9 protein-coding genes are annotated in these 17,139 nt (G+C 71.0%); 5 read left to right on the top strand and 4 right to left on the bottom strand.

Going from position 1 to position 17,139, the window contains the following annotated elements; genetic code table 11:
• Positions 1-2: 2 nt before the first annotated feature.
• A complete protein-coding gene (locus tag ACQPXD_RS31205; protein WP_432824899.1) occupies positions 3-422 on the bottom strand; it encodes an STAS domain-containing protein in 420 nt (139 codons plus the stop codon).
• A gap of 461 nt (positions 423-883) precedes the next feature.
• Here ACQPXD_RS31205 and ACQPXD_RS31200 point away from each other — a divergent pair, with 461 nt between their 5' ends.
• From ACQPXD_RS31200 to ACQPXD_RS31180, 5 genes are all read left to right on the top strand, one after another.
• The gene (locus tag ACQPXD_RS31200; RefSeq protein ID WP_432824898.1) at positions 884-3,103 is read left to right on the top strand and encodes a choice-of-anchor J domain-containing protein; all 2,220 of its coding nucleotides are present in this window, start codon (positions 884-886) and stop codon (positions 3,101-3,103) included.
• Between the two features lie 352 nt (positions 3,104-3,455).
• On the top strand, positions 3,456-7,337 hold the full coding sequence (locus ACQPXD_RS31195) for a PA14 domain-containing protein (RefSeq protein ID WP_432824897.1): 3,882 nt from the start codon (positions 3,456-3,458) through the stop codon (positions 7,335-7,337).
• Positions 7,338-7,355: 18 nt separating this feature from the next.
• On the top strand, positions 7,356-9,017 hold the full coding sequence (locus ACQPXD_RS31190) for a glycosyltransferase (protein WP_432824896.1): 1,662 nt from the start codon (positions 7,356-7,358) through the stop codon (positions 9,015-9,017).
• Entirely contained in the window at positions 9,014-10,483 is a 1,470-nt protein-coding gene (locus tag ACQPXD_RS31185; RefSeq protein ID WP_432824895.1) for a glycosyltransferase family 2 protein, read from the top strand. The genes ACQPXD_RS31190 and ACQPXD_RS31185 overlap by 4 nt, the downstream gene beginning before the upstream one ends.
• Positions 10,473-12,086 (top strand): hypothetical protein, encoded by a 1,614-nt coding sequence (locus ACQPXD_RS31180; RefSeq protein WP_432824894.1) that lies wholly within the window; start codon positions 10,473-10,475, stop codon positions 12,084-12,086. The genes ACQPXD_RS31185 and ACQPXD_RS31180 overlap by 11 nt, the downstream gene beginning before the upstream one ends.
• Positions 12,087-13,059: 973 nt before the next feature.
• Here ACQPXD_RS31180 and ACQPXD_RS31175 read toward each other — a convergent pair.
• The 3 genes from ACQPXD_RS31175 to ACQPXD_RS31165 all read right to left on the bottom strand — a co-directional run bounded on the left by ACQPXD_RS31175 (position 13,060) and on the right by ACQPXD_RS31165 (position 17,050).
• Positions 13,060-14,739, bottom strand: a complete 1,680-nt coding sequence (locus ACQPXD_RS31175; RefSeq protein WP_432824893.1) for an MFS transporter — start codon at positions 14,737-14,739, stop codon at positions 13,060-13,062.
• Positions 14,736-15,158, bottom strand: coding sequence for a MarR family winged helix-turn-helix transcriptional regulator (locus ACQPXD_RS31170; protein WP_432824892.1), 423 nt, complete (start codon positions 15,156-15,158; stop codon positions 14,736-14,738). The genes ACQPXD_RS31175 and ACQPXD_RS31170 overlap by 4 nt, the downstream gene beginning before the upstream one ends.
• Positions 15,159-15,244: 86 nt before the next feature.
• Complete coding sequence (locus tag ACQPXD_RS31165; RefSeq protein ID WP_432824891.1) at positions 15,245-17,050, bottom strand: discoidin domain-containing protein; 1,806 nt, start codon at positions 17,048-17,050, stop codon at positions 15,245-15,247.
• Between the last annotated feature and the right edge of the window lie 89 nt (positions 17,051-17,139).

Genomic DNA, 17,139 nt, shown 5'->3' with positions numbered 1-17,139 from the left:
ATCTACGCGGAGCGGCGGTCGGCCCGGTTCATCGGCCACGGCGTCGTCGCGGGCGCGGCCGGTTCGGTGATCAGCGCGCTGTCGTCGCCGTCCAGGGCGGCCTGCACGGAGCGGTACGTCGGAATGGTGTTGAGCGTCCCGCCCTCACGCAGCGTGACTACCACCTGCGGGGCCGGTCCGGCCAGGACCAGCGATCCGCCCTGCTCGGCGGCGATGCCAGCGGTTACCCGCAGCATCATCAGCGCCGTGCAGTCCATGGTGGCCACCGCGGCCAGGTCGACGACGATCCGTACCTGCGGCCGCAGCAGCACCTGGGACAACGCGGTCTCCAGCTGCATCGCACTGGCCGCCACCAGCGCCCCGTGACAGGACAGCACCGTGGCGGCAGCGAGTCGTTCCACTGCGAGGGTCAGGGCTGCCATACGCCGACGATACGGTCCGCGGTGACCGTGCGTGAACGGCTGTCCAGCCGGGAAGCCCGGCCGTCCGGAGGGTGGCCGGACCACCGGACGTCGCGGGCTGTGATCCTTCGGACGGCGGCGGCACTGGCCCTCTCGGACCTTTTCCGGTCGAAATTCGCCCCGTTGTGCAACCTGCTGACCGGTTCGTGCGTCCGGGTCTACAGATAGCCGCGCTCCATCGGTCACCCTGCGTGATGGAGGCCGCTGGCCGGTCCCGCCGTGTGCCGAACATCGACGATAATCACGATTCGGCGACCCTCGGCAACCCCGCTCACCCCTTGCGAAAACCCTCGGCGTTCGATGCGATGCGTGCCTATGTCGACGGCGACGATAGTGTGCGGTGTCAATACGATCCCGAACCCGGCGCGCCGGGCCGCAGCGGTAATCCCGCTCGGTGCCGCGCGCCGTCGCTAGGAGGCTCCATGGTGAGAAAAGGCCTGGCCACGTCCGCGGCCGTCGCCTTGGCCGTGCCGATCGCGCTCGTCGCGCTGCCGGCGGTGCCGGCGCTCGCGGCGCCGGCGAAGGCCCCGGCCACGGCATCGGCGGCCCCGTCCGACGTGCGGGAGATGACCCGCAAGACCTTCACGCTCGACGGCAAGGTCGTCGACACGTCGAAGATGGCGAGCGGCAAGGCGCAGCAGCGCTCCACGCTCGCCGCGGCGGACACCCCGCCGGTCGGCACGGTCCGTCAGTGGCTGGGTTCCGACGACTTCAATGGCACGCTGTACCGCAAGGACTACGTCCTGCGCGGCGTCGGCGAGCACATCGAGGTCTGGGTCGCCGTCGACACCTCGTTCCCGGCGGGCGACTGCCGCAGCGCGGTGCCGAACTCCACCACGGTGACCGACGCCCAGGTGGCGAGCTTCATCCACGAGTTCGACACCAACATGTACCCGAAGGAGACCGCCGCCTTCGCCACCCCGCCGGACCGGGACGGCAGCAACGCGCTGCTCGGCCCGGACCGTAACGGCAACGGCGGCGTCTACACGGGTGCCGGCAACAAGACGGTGACGCTGGTCGACAACGTCCGGGACGACAACTACTACACGTTCCCGGCCGCCCCGACCTACATCGCCGGCTTCTTCTCCTCGCAGTTCAACGAGCTGTTCGACCGCAACGTCATGACGATCGACGCGTACGACTGGGCGCACCGCACCGGTGCCAACCCGCCGGACGAGCCGACGTCGGACCTGTGCACCAGCCGCCCGGGCCGGCCGCGCCTCTACGAGGGCACGTTCGCGCACGAGTGGCAGCACCTCGTCGAGTACTACTCGGACCCGGCCGAGGTGACGTGGATGAACGAAGGCCTCTCGGACTTCGCGCAGACGCTCACCGGCTACGTCGACGGGACCAAGACGGTCTTCGACAAGGGCGGCGACAGCCACCTGTACTGCTTCCAGGGGTACGGCCCGATCCAGACGCCGTACAACCCGAACCCCCGCGACTGCGGCGGTGCCCAGAACTCGCTCAACCTCTGGGGCGAGGGCGGTAACGGCAACGGGGTGCTCGCCGACTACGGCAACGCCTACGAGCTGATGCTGTACCTCTACGACCGCTTCGGTCAGGACATCATCGAGCGGCTGCACCGCGACAGTGCGCTGCAGGGCATCGCGAGCCTCGACGCCGCCGTGAAGGCGGAGGGCGCCAAGGACGCGTACACGGTCCTGCACGACTACCAGAGCATGGTGCTGCTGGACAAGCTCGTCGGCGATGCGAAGTACGGCATCGTCCTCGGTGCGGAGAAGAAGAAGGTCACGTCCAAGAGCCTGCGGTCCACGGTCAACCTGGCCAACCCGCAGTCCTACAGCGTGCCCGGCGCCGCGCCCAACGGCGCGGACTACGTCCTGTTGCAGAAGAACGGCAAGGCCCTGGCCGGCAAGGACCTGCGCTCGCTGAAGTTCAGCGGCGCGAAGACCCTGCCGACGCTGCCGCTGGCCTGGACCGTGGTCAACAACGACCCGGACCGGGCGGGCAACCCGGTGCTGTTCTCCGGCAACGCGAACAACACCGACGCGGCCGCGGTCCTCCAGGTGACCGTGCCGACCACCAACCCGACGCTGTCCTTCCTCGCGAAGTACGGTGCCGAGCTCACCTACGACTACGGCTACGTGCAGGTGTCCACCGACGGTGGCAGCACCTACACGTCGATCCCCGGTGACAAGACCGTCGACGGGCCGCTCGGCCCGGGCCTCAACGGCACGACGAACGGCTTCGAGCAGCACACGTTCAACCTGTCCGCCTATGCGGGCAAGTCGATCCTGCTGTCGTTCCGCTACGTCAGCGACGGCGGCGTCAACGAGGGCGGTCTGCTGCTCGACGACATCACGCTCGGCGGCACGCTGCTGAGCGACGGCTCCAGCCTGGCGCCGTTCAAGTCGCCGACGCAGATCAAGCCGGTCACGGTGAAGAACTGGAACGTCAAGCTCATCGGCATCGACGAGGCGAACTCGTTCGCCTGGCAGTTCGAGTTCAACGGCAAGAGCGGCTTCGATCTCAACTGGATCGAGCTGGCGCTGCTGGTGCTGTTCCCGAAGGTCGTGGCGGTCGTCGCCTACGACGAGCCGACGGAGCAGGTCCAGCAGTACGCGCCCTACACCCTCACGGTGAACGGCGTCGTCCAGCCGGGCGGCGGCGGGGCGTGATCTAGCCTCGGCTGCGCGGCGGCCCCGTCGTCCATTCCGGACGATGGGGCCGTCGTCCGTCCGGGTGATATGACGGCTTTCCGACATCGCGCGTTTCTGGCCGTTATATTTCCGGCCGAATTCCGGCGGATGACGGCCGTGAACGATCCGCGTACCCGGCGAAAACGCCGTCCCGGAGGCGGTGGCCGAATTGCAGCATTCGTGCCGATGAGGTGCTGTTCACGTAGCCGCCCGGGCCCGCCGGCGCGATCGTAAATTTCTGGTTGCCCGTCTTGCCGGGCGATTGTCGCCGGGCGCCTAATTGACCGCGCGTTCGGCAATTTTTCCGGCGGGATTTCGGCAGGGGGCACGGATGGCTGCGATCGGCGTGTGGCGAGGGGGGCGGGCCGCCCTGGCGGTCGCGCTGCTGGCCGCCACCGCGATCGTGGTGCCGGCGAGCCCGGCGCGCGCCGCGCCGCCGCCGGGATTCCAGACCTCGCTGGTCGTCGGCGCCGGGCTGGACGGCCCGTCCGGCTTCGAGATCGCGCCCGACGGCCGGATCTTCGTGCTGGAGCGCACCGGCAAGATCAAGATCGTCAAGAACGGTCAGCTCCTGCCGCAGCCGTTCGCCGAGCTGCCGTCGGTGGCCTCCGGTGACCGCGGCCTGATCGGCGTCGCGTTCGACCCGGGTTTCGGCGTCGACAACAACTACGTCTATTTCTATTACACCGGTCTCGACCTGCTCAATCGGCTGGTGCGATTCGACGCGTCAGGCGATGTGGGCACCGACGGGCCGTATCTGATCTTCCAGACCCAGTCGCCCTCGCAGGAACTGCACGTCGGCGGCAGTATCCGGTTCGGTCCGGACGGAAAAATGTACTTCGCGGTGGGTGACAATGGTTATCCGCCGAATGCGCAGGATCTGTCCAATCCGCACGGGAAGATCCTGCGGATCAACAAGGACGGCTCGATCCCGACCGACAACCCGTTCTACGGCCAGCCCGGCAAGCTCGGCGCGATCTGGGCCTACGGCTTCCGCAACCCGTGGCGGTTCCAGTTCGACCGCTCGACCGGCGAGCTCTACGGCGGCGACGTCGGCGACTTCAGCTGGGAGGAGCTCAACCACATCGTCAAGGGCGGCAACTACGGCTGGCCGCTGCACGAGGGCATGTGCGCGAGCAACTGTGCCGGGTACATCAACCCGATCTACACCTATCCGCACAACGGGCAGAGCGCGTCGGTCACCGGCGGCCCGGTGTACCGGGGGAGCATGTTCCCGCCCGAGTACTCCGGCAGCCTCTTCTTCGGCGACTACGCCAAGGGCTTCATCAAGCGGGCCGACCTCGATCCCGCCGGCAACGTCACCGCCGTGCACGACTTCGACACCACGGCGGGCGCGGTCGTCGACCTCAAAGAGGCGCCGGACGGCTCGCTGTACTACCTGACCTACTTCCCGGGCCGGCTCTACCGGATCGGCTACTCGCTGGGCAACCAGCAGCCGACCGCGAACGCGACCGCCGACGTGGTCAAGGGGATCGACCCGCTCACCGTGCACTTCTCCAGCGCCGGCAGCTCCGACCCCGACGGCGACCCGCTGACGTACCACTGGGACTTCGGCGACGGCACGAGCAGCACCGACGCCAACCCGGCCAAGGTCTACGGCAGCATCGGCGTGTATCAGGTGCAGCTGACCGTGTCGGACACCGGCGGTCACACGGCCGCGGCCACACCGCTGGTGATCCAGGTCGGCGTGCCGCCGACGCTGCGGGTGGCGGTGCCGGCCGAGGGCTCCACCTACCGGGCCGGCGACACGATCACCTACAACGCGTTCGCCAACGACGCCGCCGGCTTCGACCTCGACGACGGGAAGATCAAGACCGAGGTGCGGCTGCACCACGGCACCCACTTCCACCCGTTCGTCGGGCCGCTGACCGGCCGGGTCGGCTCGTTCACCATCCCGCGCACGGGCGAGCCGTCGGCCGACACCTGGTACGAGATCATCGTCACGGCCACCGACGAGAACGGGCTGACCGCGACCCAGTCGGTGCGGATCAACCCGCTCAAGACCACCATGACCTTCCAGACCTCGCCGCCGGGCCTGGGCATGGAGGTCGACGGCATCCCGATCGCGACGCCCACCACCGTCGAGGGGGTGCGCGGCTTCCAGCGCGAGCTCGCGGCGGCGCCGAGCGTGCTCGGCCCGGACGGCGTGGTGTACCACTTCACCGGCTGGTCGGACGGCAAGGCGATCCGGCACACCATCACCACGCCGGAGACCGCCACCACCTACACCGCCAGCTACGCGCCGTCGGGCACCTTCACCGGGCAGTACTGGTCGAACACCACCCTGTCCGGCAATCCGCGGCTGACCCGGCAGGACCCGCAGATCGACTTCGTGTGGCCGGACGAGCCGGGGCCCGGCGTGAGCAAGGACCAGTTCTCGGCGCGGTGGACCAAGTCGCAGTACTTCACCGCCGGGCGGTACCGCTTCACCACCGTCACCGACGACGGGGTGCGGCTGTTCATCGACGACCGGCTCGTCATCAACGAGTGGCACGACCAGGCCGGCGTAGCCCACGACTACGTCACCGACCTGGCCGCCGGCAACCACTCGCTGAAGATGGAGTTCTACGACGGCGGCGCCGCCGCGGTGGCCAAGCTGTTCTGGGACAGCACGACCGACCAGCCCGACCTGAGCTGGACCGGGCAGTACTGGAACACGCCCGGCACCGGCAACGCGCCGGCGATGCCGTCCGGCTCGCCGGTGCTCAGCCGGGCCGACGACGACGTCGCCTTCGACTGGGGCGCCGGCTCGCCCGGCCCGGGGATCGACCCCGACCACTTCGCGGCCCGGTGGAGCCGGGACCTCACCGTCGAGCCGGGCGTGTACTCCTTCGCCGCGACCGCGGACGACGGCATCCGCGTGGCCGTCGACGGCGTGCGGGTGATCGACCAGTGGGCCGACCACGTACCGCAGACGTATACGGCCCAGGTGCCGCTCGACGGCGGCCCGCACACGGTGCAGGTCGACTACTACGAGAACGCCGGCGACGCGCAGGTCCGCCTGGTGTACACCAAGGTCGGCGACCTGCCCGCGCCCGAGGCGTACAGCTCGCAGTTCTGGAACACCACCACCCCGGCGATCCCGGCCCGGGCCCCCGACCTGACCCGCACCGACGCCGCCATCGCCTTCGACTGGGGCGGCGGCTCGCCCGGCGCGCCGATCGGCGCCGACCACTTCGTCGCCCGCTTCACCCGCACCGACACCCTCGCCGCCGGGACCTACCGGTTCAGCGGCGCCAGCGACGACGGCGTGCGCGTGTACCTCGACAACAGCCTGATCGTCGATGCCTGGCGGGACCAGAACGCCCCCTTCAGTGTCGACAAGGTGGTCCTCGGCGGCACCCACACGATCCGCGTCGAGTACTACGAGAACGCGGTCGGCGCACTGCTGTCCTTCGACTACCACCGCATCGGCGCGGTCACCCCGGCCGCGCCGTTCCACGCCGAGTACTTCGCCAACAAGACCCTCAGCGGCGTGCCCGCCGTCACCCGCGACGAGGACGCCGTCGACGACGACTGGGGCACCGGCTCGCCCGACCCGGCCATCCCGGCCGACCAGTTCTCCGCCCGCTGGACGCAGACGACCCAGCTCGCGGCCGGCACCTACGCGTTCACGGTGACCGCCGACGACGGCGTGCGCCTCTACGTCGACGGCGCCCTCGTCGTCGACCGCTGGGTCGACCAGGGCCCCACCCCGCACCAGGCGACGCTCGCGCTGGCCGAGGGCACCCACTCCATCGTCATGGAGTACTACGAGGCGTTCGTCGGCGCCGTCGCCCGGCTGTCCTACGCCCCGACCGACGCGCCGCCCGCGCCCGGCGACCAGTTCACCGGCGAGTACTTCGCGAACAAGACGCTCTCCGGCACCCCGGCGCTGACCCGCACCGACAGCGCCATCGACTTCAACTGGGGCGACGGCTCGCCCGCCCCGAGCATCCCCGTCAACGAGTTCTCCGTGCGCTGGACCAGGACCGAGACCCTCGCCGCCGGCACCTACCGCCTCACCGTCACCGCCGACGACGGCGTCCGGGTCAGCGTCGACGGCCACGTCGTGATCAACGGCTGGGTCGACCAGGGCCCCACGACCTACACCGCCGACGTGCCGCTCACCGCCGGCGCGCACACCGTCGTCGTCGAGTACTACGAGGCGTTCGTCGGCGCCACGGTCTCGTACAGCCAGGCGAAGATCTAGCAGGAGGACGGAGTTCGGATGGGTGGCACGCTGCTCGACGAGGAATGGTCCCCGCCGGGGCAACGTTCGGACCCCGAATCAGGGCCGCGGCCCGAGGTCACGATCGTCGTACCGACCCGCAACGAGGCAGACAACGTGCGCCCGCTGGTCGCGCGGCTGCAAACCGTCCTGCACGACACGGCGTTCGAGGTCGTGTTCGTCGACGACAGCGACGACACGACGCCGGAGGAGATCCGTGGCGTCGGCGACGAGCGGGTGCGCCTGCTGCACCGGCCCAGGGGCGAGCGCACCGCCGGGCTGGGCGGCGCGGTCGTCGCCGGCATCGCGGCCGCCCGGGCGCCCTGGGTCGTCGTCATGGACGGCGACCTGCAGCACCCGCCGGAGACCCTCCCGGCCATCCTCGAGCGCACCGGCGTCCGGCCTCGCCGCGCCGACGACCAGGAGTCCACGGTCGAGATCCGGGGCGGGGCCGACGCGGTCGTCGCCACCCGCTACGCCGGCCAGGGCCGGGCCGACGGCCTCGGCGGCGCCTGGCGCCGGCTGGTCTCGCGGGCCTCGGGCACCGTCGCGCGGCTGGTCTTCCCCCGCCGGCTGGCCCGCGTGTCCGACCCGATGAGCGGCTTCTTCGCCGTGCGCCGCGCCGCGCTGGCCGGAGCCGCCCTGCGCCCGGTCGGCTACAAGATCCTGCTGGAGATCCTGGTGCGGGCCCGCATGCAGCGGGTCGAGGAGGTGCCCTACACGTTCCGGCCCCGCGCGGCCGGCGACAGCAAGGCGTCCCTGCGCGAGGGGCTGCGCTTCCTGCGCCACCTCGCCGGGCTGCGCCTCGCCACGATCGGCCGGCCGTCGCTGAGCACCGGGCGGCGCTCGGTGCGGATCAGGTTCGCCCTCGGCGTCGTGCTCGCGTTCGCCGCGTTCCCCGCGGTGGCGGTGTCCATCTGGCGCGGGCTGCTCGACGCGGGCCCGGCCGTGCCGCTGGTGATCCCGCTGCTGACCGGGGCGACCCTGCTGGTCGGCCGGCTCAAGGCCGCCGACGCCGAGCCCGACGTGCACGACCGGCAGGTCGACGGGCTGATCGCGACCGCGCTGCTGCTCGCGGCCGGCACGCTCACCGCGCTCGCGCCGCCGGGCGGGGCCACCTCGGGCTGGACGCTGCTCGGGTTCGTGTCGTTCCTCGCCGCCGCGACCGTGCTGCTGCTCGGCACGCGCACCGCGGCGCGGCTGCGCTGGGCGCTGGTGCTGCCGCTGCTGGCGATCGACGGGGCGACCCCGGACCCGGTCGCCGACGCGCTGCGCGGCCTCGGCGGCGCGCCGGCCTGGATCGCGCTGCTGTGCCTGCTGCTGGCCGCGCTGAGCTGCTTCGGGCCGACCCGGCGCGGAGCGCTCGGCGTCGCGACCGCGCTGCCCGTCCTGACCGTCGTCGCGCTCGCCATCCGGCTGCTGGGCGGAGTACCGCTGGCCTTCGACGCGGCGCTCGGGCTGACCGTGGCGGCGTTCACCTGGCGCTGGTCGGCCGCGGTCGCGGAGCGCCGCAGCGACGGGCGGCCGCACTACGTGCCCCGCGGGCGGCTGGCCTTCGCCACCCTCGCCGTCGCGGCGCTGCTGCTCGGCGTGCCCGGCTCGCCGATCGTCTCGGGCCTCTACCACGACGACGCCGGCACGAGCGCGGAGGGCCGGCCGTGACCGCCGTCGGCGTCAGCAAGGTCCCCGGCCGCGAGGAGCGGCACCTGGTCGCGAGCATCGACGGGCTGCGCACCCTCTGGCCGGCGCTGTCGGCGCACGTGGTGCTGACCCGGGTGCAGAAGGTCGGCCTCGCCGCCGTCGCGGTGCTGGTCGCCGCCGCCCTGGTGTGGCGGCCGGTCGGCACGCTGCAGGTGCTCATCGGGCTCATCACGGTGGTGTACGGCGGGGCCATCGCCTTCCGCGTCGCGCTGGTCTGGGCGGCCGGCCGGCAGGAGCACCGGGTCTGGGTGAGCAACGAAGAGGCCCTCGCCACACCCGACGACGAGCTGCCCGTCTACACCGTCCTCGTGCCGGCCTACCGCGAGCCCGAGGTGATCCACCTGCTCGTGGAGCACCTCGGCGACCTGGACTACCCGGCGGACAGGCTCGACGTCAAGCTGCTGCTGGAGGCCGACGACGCCGAGACGATCGCGGCCGCCCGGGCCCAGCTGCCGGCCGGCTCGCCCATCCAGGTGGTGATCGTGCCGCCGTCGCAGCCCCAGACCAAGCCCAAGGCCTGCAACTACGGCCTGCAGCTGGCCCGGGGCGAGCTGGTGACCATCTACGACGCGGAGGACCGGCCGGAGCCGCTGCAGCTGCGCCGGGCCGCCGTCGCGCTCGCCCGGCTCGGCCCCGACTACGCCTGCCTGCAGGCCGAGCTGGGGTACTTCAACACCTACCAGAACCGCATCACGCGCTGGTTCACGCTGGAGTACGCGGCCTGGTTCCGGTCGCTGCTGCCCGGGCTGGTCGCCTTCGGCATGCCGATCCCGCTGGGCGGCACCAGCAACCACTTCCGCACCGAGGCGCTGCGCGAGCTCGGCGCCTGGGACCCGTTCAACGTCACCGAGGACGCCGACCTCGGCATGCGGCTGGCCCGGCTGGGCCACAAGGTCGGCGTGCTGCACGCGGTCACCCTCGAGGAGGCCAACTCCGACTTCATCAACTGGGTCAAGCAGCGCAGCCGCTGGTACAAGGGGTACCTCATGACCTGGCTGGTCCACATGCGCGCACCCCGGCAGACGTATCGCCAGCTCGGCTGGCGCGGCCTGCTCTGCCTCAACTTCTTCGTCGGCGGCACCCCGCTGACGGCCCTGCTCAACCCCGTGTTCTGGGCGATGACGATCCTGTGGGTGATCGCCCGGCCGCACGCCATCCAGACCCTGTTCGTCACGCCCGTCTACTACCTCGGGCTGCTGTGCATGGTGCTGGGCAACATCACGGTGATCTACCTCAACGTGCTCGTGGTGCGCCAGATGGACCGGCCCAACCTGCTCTGGTCGGCGCTCATCTCGCCCGCCTACTGGGCGATGATGAGCATCGCCGCGGTCAAGGCCGCCCTGCAGCTGCTGCTGAGCCCGTCGTACTGGGAGAAGACCACCCACGGGCTGCACCTGAAGCAGGGGGCGGCGGCGCATGGCGACTGACACGCTCGCTGCCGGGGAGGTCCGGCCGCCGCGGATCGCACCGGTTGCCCGGCGGCGCCGGCTCACCGAGGGCCGGGTCGTTTTCGCGGTGGTACTCGTGGTGTACCTCGCCCTGGCGTGGTGGATGTGGCGGCAGCAGTTCATCCCCCAGGACTCGATCAGCCGGATCGCCAATGCCTACTACGTGCTGTTCAGCCGCGATCCGCACCTGGCCGCGGTCGGCATCGTATGGAACCCGCTGCCGTCGCTGATCCTGCTGCCGTTCCTGCCGCTGGGCGCGCTCGTGCCGGCGCTGGTCCGCGACGGGCTCGTCGCGGCCCTGGTCTCCGCGGTCTTCATGGCCGCGACCGTGGCGGTGACCCGCGACATCCTGCGGCGGCTCGGCCTGGCCCGCGCGCCCCGGCTGATCCTGACCGCCCTGTTCGCGCTGCACCCGATGATCTTCTGGTACGCCGGCAACGGCATGAGCGAGGCGCTGTTCCTCTTCGCGCTCATGCTGGCCACCCACGCCCTGCTGCACTGGTTCGACGACGCCAAGCCGGAGCGGCTGGTGGCCCTCGGGCTCAGCCTCGGCCTGGCCTACGGCAGCCGCTACGAGGCCCTCGCCCCCGGCCTGGCCGCGCCGGTCGCGGTGTTCGCGGTGAGCTGGTGGCGCAACCGCGACCGGAAGTCGGGCCGGCTCGGCATCGCCCAGACCGACGCGGTGCTCGCGATCTTCCCGATGCTGGTGACGGTCGGGCTGTGGGCGGCGTGCGGGCGGATCGTCGGCAACCAGTGGTTCGCGACGTTCTCCTCGGAATACGGCAACGCCGCCCAGGTGGCGGCCAACCGGACGGCGATCGAGTCGGTGACCGGCTCGACCCTGGCCGACCGGGCCTCCTACGCGGCGCAGCAGCTGGCCGGGCTCGAGCCCCTGGCCGTGGTCGTGGCGCTGGTGGCCGCCTTCCTCGCGCTACGCCGGCGCGACGTGCGGGCGCTGGCCCCGGTCGCCGTGCTCGGCTCGGTGCTCGTCTTCGACAACGGCGCGTTCCTGGTCGGTAGCTCGTTCGGCTGGCTGCGCTTCCAGATCGCCGTGGTGCCGCTGGTGATCGTGCTCGTCGGGGTCCTGCTGTCCCGGCCGGCCGCGGCGCCCGCCCCGCGGGTGCGGGCCGCGGGCCTCGTCGCGGCCCTGCTGGCGGTGGCCGTGGCGGTGCCGTCGACCGGGCTGACCCTGCGCAATCCGGACCTGGCCCGCGAGGAGTCGGCGTTCCTCACCACCGGCGGCGCCGCCCAGACCCGCTTCCTGGCCCGGCAGCACCTGCGCATCGGCGCCGACATCGACGCGCTGGGCCTGCCGGACGGCTCGGTGCTCACCGACGCGGCGTACTCGTACGCCATCATCCTGGCCAGCCGCCACCCCCGGCAGTTCGTGATCACCTCCGACCGCGACTTCGCCACGATCCTGGCCGACCCGAAGGGCCACAACGTGCACTACTACCTCGTGTCGGCCAAGGGCGCCTCGGACGCGGTCCGGGCGGCCTACCCGACCCTGGACGCCACCCTCACCGCGAAGGTGTGGCCGGACGACCAGGGCCGCACCCTGTTCACGCTGATCCCCGTCTGAGCCGCAGCCTGCCCACTCGACGGCGGGATGCCGCAACGCGGCCCCGAAAAGTCCAGACACTTCGTGTCCGGACTTTTCGGATTTATACCCTGACAGGCGATAAATCCGATAAGCGCGGCTCGTGGGCCGAGTGGATCTGCACATCCCGGGCACCTCGGGCATGCCGGACACCCGGTGCTCCGCCGCCGACCCGGGACCGCAGCCACCGGCGGTGCCGACCGGCGGTGCTGACCGGCGGTGCTGACCGGCGGTGCTGACCGGCGGTGCTGACCGGCGGTGCTGACCGGCGGTGCTGACCGGCGGTGCTGACCGGCGGTGCTGACCGGCGGTGCTGACCGGCGGTGGCTGTGCGGGCTTGGCGGTCGGCGACTGGCGGGCCGGCCGGTCGCGGGTCGGCGCTGAGCACCGGCCCGCTGCCGCGGCAGCCGCGTGTCGTGGCCTTGGCGGTCGGCGATTGGCGGGGCCCGTCGCTCGCGCGGTCGGTGTTCGGTGTTCGGCGCAGGCTCGCTGTCGCGGCCGTTGCGTGTCGTGGCGGTTGCGTGTCGTGGCCTTGGCGGTCGGCGACGGGCGGGACTGCCGGCCCGTTATCCGGCGCACCTTAAGTCTCCGGATCATGCTCGACCGGCCGCGTGCACCACGGTTTTTCATGATCACGGAGTCCTGATGTACACGGGAGTACCGTATCGCTCCGTGATCATGAAAAACCTGGGGTGTCGCGGCGGCGGCCTGCATGATCGCGGAGACTTAATGCTCGGCCAGTCGGACATATGCCCTGACGGGCGATAAATCCGATACCGGATTGTGCGGCATGCGGTGAATCGGATTTTTCCCCTGTCAGGGTATAAATCCGAAAAGTCGTGGCGCGGAGCGCCCGACTTTTCGGTTAGCGGACCGGGCGGCACGATCGCCGGGCCGGCGCGTGGGTGGCGGCTGCCGGTGGCTTGAGCGTCGTCGCGATGGGGGCGCGCTGGGGTCACTGCTGGCGGACGTGGCGGCCGCGGGAGGCCGAGGCGGCCGTGGCCAGCAGGGTCATCGCGGTGGCGGCGCCGAAGACGACCACCAGGCCGTCGTGGAACGGCTGGGCGATGAGGTTCGGGAAGAACTCGTGGCCGGTCAGCGTGGCCGCGTTGGACGGTGGGAGTCCCGCCAGGACCGACGAGCCCAGCAGGTGCTCCATCGGGTTGCTGCCCAGGAACGCGGCGAACAGGGTGCTCACCGGGGGCAGGGACGCCACGGAGGCGGCGACGTCGTGCGGTACCCCCTGGGCGGAAAGACCCGAGGTGAGCGTCTGCGGCAGCGCCCTGGCCAGCCCCGCCACCATCAGCGAGAAGAACACTCCGATCGACAGGGACGTGCCGGCGTTCTGGAACGTGGCCCGCATGCCCGAGGCGACGCCGCGCTGGTTGGCCGGGACGCTGCTCATGATGGCCGACGTGTTCGGCGCCGAGAACATGCCCTGGCCCAGGCCGCTGAGCAGCAGTAGGGCGGCGAAGAGGGGATAGGCGAAGTTCACCGGGATGAGCAGCAGGCCGGCGAAGCTCGCGGCGACCAGCAGCAGGCCGGTGGTGGAGAACAGCCGGGCGCCGAAGCGGTCGGAGAGGTAGCCCGACACGGGGCCGGCGATGAGGAAGCCCGCGGTCAGCGGCAGCATGAAGATGCCCGCCCACAGCGGCGTGTCCTCGAAGGCGTAGCCGTGCAGCGGCAGCCAGATGCCCTGCAGCCAGATGATGAGCATGAACTGCATGCCGCCGCGGGCGACCGAGACCAGCAGCGCGGCGAGGTTGCCGGCGGCGAACGCGCGGACCCGGAACAGGGCCAGCCGGAACATCGGCTCGGCGGCCCGGGACTCGATGACGACGAACGCGATGAGCAGGGCCACGCCGAGGCCGATGCCGCCGAGGACCCTGGGGCTGGTCCAGCCGGTCGGGTGGCCGCCGTAGGGCTGGATGCCGTAGGTCATCGAGGCCAGGATGAGCGCGGCGCCGGCGGCGAAGGTGAGGTTGCCGGCCCAGTCGACCCGGGCCTTGTGGCGCTCGCCGGTCTCGCGGAGGCTGCGGTACGACCAGATCGTGCCCACCACCCCGACCGGCACGCTGACCCAGAACACCGCCCGCCAGTCCCACACCGCGAGCACCCCGCCGAGCAGCAGGCCGAGGAACTGCCCGGCGAGCGCGGTGATCTGGTTGATGCCCAGCGCCATGCCGCGCTGGCTCGCCGGGAACGCGTCGGTGAGGATGGCGGCCGAGTTCGCGGTCAGCATCGCGCCGCCGAAGGCCTGCACGATCCGCCAGATGATGAGCCAGAGCGCGCCGCCGCCGGCGTGGAACGGGTCGAAGGACAGCGCCACCGAGGCGACGGCGAAGATTCCGAAGCCGAGGTTGTACATCCGGACGCGGCCGAACATGTCGCCCAGGCGCCCGAGCGCGACCACCAGCACGGCGGAGACCAGCAGGTACCCCATGATCATCCACAGCAGGTAGCCGATGTTGGCCGGCGCGAGCGGGTCCAGGCCGATGCCGCGGAAGATGGCCGGCAGCGAGATGATGACGATCGAGCCGTCGATCGTGGCCATGAGCATGCCGAGCGTGGTGTTGGACAGCGCGATCCACTTGTAGCGGTCGGGCCTGGTCTGCTGCAGGGTCGCGGCGGTCACAGCTCCTCCACCAGTCGCTCCAGCAGCCGGGTCGCCTCGGCCAGCGACCGCCGCTCGTCGTCGGTGAGCCGGCCGATCGCCTCGGCCAGCGCCTTTGTCTTCAGCTGGAGGCGGTCGGTGAGCAGCCGGCGGCCCTCGCCGGTGATGGTCATGAGCACCCGCCGGCCGTCGCCCGGGTCGGGCGAGCGCGAGACCAGGCCACGCTGCTCCAGGGCCTGCAGGGTGGTCCCCATGGCCTGCGGCTTGATCCGCTCGCCGGTGGCCAGCTCGCCCGGCGTGGTCGGGCCGCCCCGGTTCAGCCGCGACAGCACCGAGGCCTCGCCGAGGGTGAGCTCGCCGGGCACATGGGTCTGCCGGAGCCGCCGGACCAGCCGCCCCACCGCGATCTGCAGCGCGGCGGCGGTGTTCTCGGTCTCCATATAGTAAACCTAGACTGATAAACCTGGGCTGAAGAAAGGGTGGCGCGGTGATCCGCGCCACCCCTCCCGTTCCGGGGCCTTCGGGCCTAGAAGCCCACGGCCACCAGCAGGTATTGCGGGTTGCCGTGCGAGATGAACGAGGACTGGCCCGCGTAGTCGTCGTAGGGGAAGCCGTACGCGAGCTTGTTGATGGCGTGGTCGTGCCAGAACCGGGCGTAGTAGTTCGCCGGCGCCGCCTGGTAGTACAGGCTCGGCGTCGACCAGTCCGACTGCGGCAGCTGGCGCACGTGCCGGTTGAGCGCGGCGCAGTTGCCCGGGTCGTTGGCGAGCACCCCGGCGCAGCCGAAGACGTCCGAGGTCGGGGCGTTGATGCCGTACTGCTGGGCGTAGGCGGTGAAGTAGTTCTGGTTCACCCCGCCCGCGCGGAAGGTCGGGTCGCTGCCGGGCGCGATGATCCGGTAGGGCGCCTGGGACTGGGCCAGGACCTTGAACTCCTGGGGTACCTCCGCGATGAACTTGGCGAAGGTGGCCTCACGCGTCTCGGTGAAGGTCTGGTAGTCCTCGCCGACCTGCACGTCGTAGCCGTCCTTGGCGTGCAGCCGCATCGCGATCTTCAGGCCGAACGCGTCGACCCTCGTCGTGTTGCCGTTGAACACGGCCGGCCCGACGGTGAACTCGATGAAGTCGTAGTACTGGCTGTTGGGGCTGCCGACGTAGAAGTACATCCGGCCGGCGGTGTTGGCGGGCATGTCGAAGTACGGCTGCTCGGCGATCGAGTGCACGGTGCCGTTGTAGCTCCAGTACACCTGGCTGTCCGGGTAGCGGCCGTTGGTGCGGTTGAGGATCTTCAGCATGACGACGTTCTGCGCCGCCGGGATGCCGCTCGTGTCGCCCCAGAACTGGTCCGGCGGCGGGTTGCTGGTGGGCGGGTTGCCCGGCGTGGTCGGCAGGGTGCCGGTGATGTGCACCGCGAACTCCCACAGCGAGTAGCCGTAGGCGGTGCCCCGGGCCGTGCCGTTGAGCCGCACGTAGCGGCCCGAGCCGGAGGCGGTGATCTGCTGGACCCCGCCGGTGCCGGTGGTCGTGCTGTAGATGTTGGTCCAGTTCGTACCGTCGGCGGAAACCTGGATCTGGAAGGCCGAGGCGTAGGCGGCCTCCCAGTTCAGGTCGACGCCGCAGACGGTGACCGTGGAGCCCAGGTCGACCTGGATCCACTGCGGGTCGCTGAACGCGCTGGACCAGCGGGTGCCGGTGTTGCCGTCGAAGGCGGCGGAGGCGGGCGTGGCCGCGTTCTCCGTGGAGGAGGCGCTGGCCGGGCGGCCCTGTGCGGCGTTGGCGGTGTTGCAGCCGGTGGTGGAGAACGAGCCGAACACCTGGAACTCCCACAGCGAGTAGCCGTAGGCGGTGCCCCGGGCGGTGCCGTTCATCCGCACGTAGCGGCCCGAGCCGGACACGGCCAGGGTCTGCACCCCGCCGGTGCCGGTCGTCGTGCTGTAGATGTTGGTCCAGCTCGTACCGTTGGCGGAGGTCTGGATCTGGAAGGACTTGCCGTAGGCCGCCTCCCAGTTGAGCACCACCTGGTCGATGGTGGCCGTCTGGCCGAGGTCGACCTGGATCCACTGCGGGTCGGCGAAGGCGCTGGACCAGCGGGTGCCGGTGTTGCCGTCGGTGGCGGCCGAGGCGGGGGTGCCGGCGTTCTCCGTCGATGAGGCGGTGGTCGGCTTGCCCTGCGACAGCAGCGTGCTGGCGGCGCTCGCGTTGCCGATGGTGAACGCTGCGTAGCCGACCAGCAGCGCCGCTACGGAGAGCGCGCTCACGATCAACGGGCGGCGCTTGGACTTCTGACGTTTGTCGATGTCGGTGGGGGCGGTGGGTCTGGAGTTGGTGAACATCAAGGCAGCTCCCTGACGTGGGTTGGGCGTCGACGACCGACGCCGCGCCTGCTGAAGACGCGCCGGATCAGGCGGTGGACCGGTGCTGG

This window comes from Dactylosporangium sp. CA-092794 (assembly GCF_050948465.1).
In the GTDB taxonomy this organism is placed as follows: Bacteria; Actinomycetota; Actinomycetes; order Mycobacteriales; family Micromonosporaceae; genus Dactylosporangium.
The sequence above is the reverse complement of the archived record's forward strand: the minus strand, read 5'-3'. Positions and strand labels throughout refer to the sequence as shown.